Annotated in this window: 1 protein-coding gene; it reads left to right on the top strand. The window is 44.8% G+C overall.

Translation table 11 applies throughout. The annotated features are described in order from the left end of the window. On the top strand, nucleotides 1–240 hold a 240-nt coding region (locus tag A3712_RS24975; protein WP_157618886.1), incomplete at its 5' end, for a response regulator. Nucleotides 241–402: the final 162 nt, after the last annotated feature.

Below are 402 nucleotides of genomic sequence, written 5' to 3'. Positions count from 1 at the left end.
TATGACATAGTGTTTATGGATTGCCGGATGCCACTCATGGATGGCTTTGAAGCAACGGAGACACTCAGAGAGAAAGGTTATTCTAAGTCTATTGTCGCGCTTACGGCAGGGACTACGTTGGAAGAACGTGAGCGTTGTATTCAATGTGGGATGAACGACATCCTCAGTAAGCCTTATACGGCTAATGACTTAAAAGAAATGCTTAAGAAGTGGGGGGGGGGGCCTATCACTACGTCATAGTTGATGACTGCATAACAGCTTTAGCAAAACGTTTGGAGAAACAAAGCCGAAGTGATCATCGCGATGACTTCGGCTTTTTATACTTTTCGTTTGGGCTTAGAACTTGTACTAAGCGTTCAGTAAACTGGCGTCGCTTAGCACTCTTCCAGTACAGGAAGGATT

Source organism: Vibrio sp. HI00D65 (assembly GCF_001635455.1).
In the GTDB taxonomy this organism is placed as follows: Bacteria; Pseudomonadota; Gammaproteobacteria; order Enterobacterales; family Vibrionaceae; genus Vibrio.
Note: the sequence above shows the minus strand (reverse complement) of the source record. Positions and strands in the feature narration are given on the sequence as shown.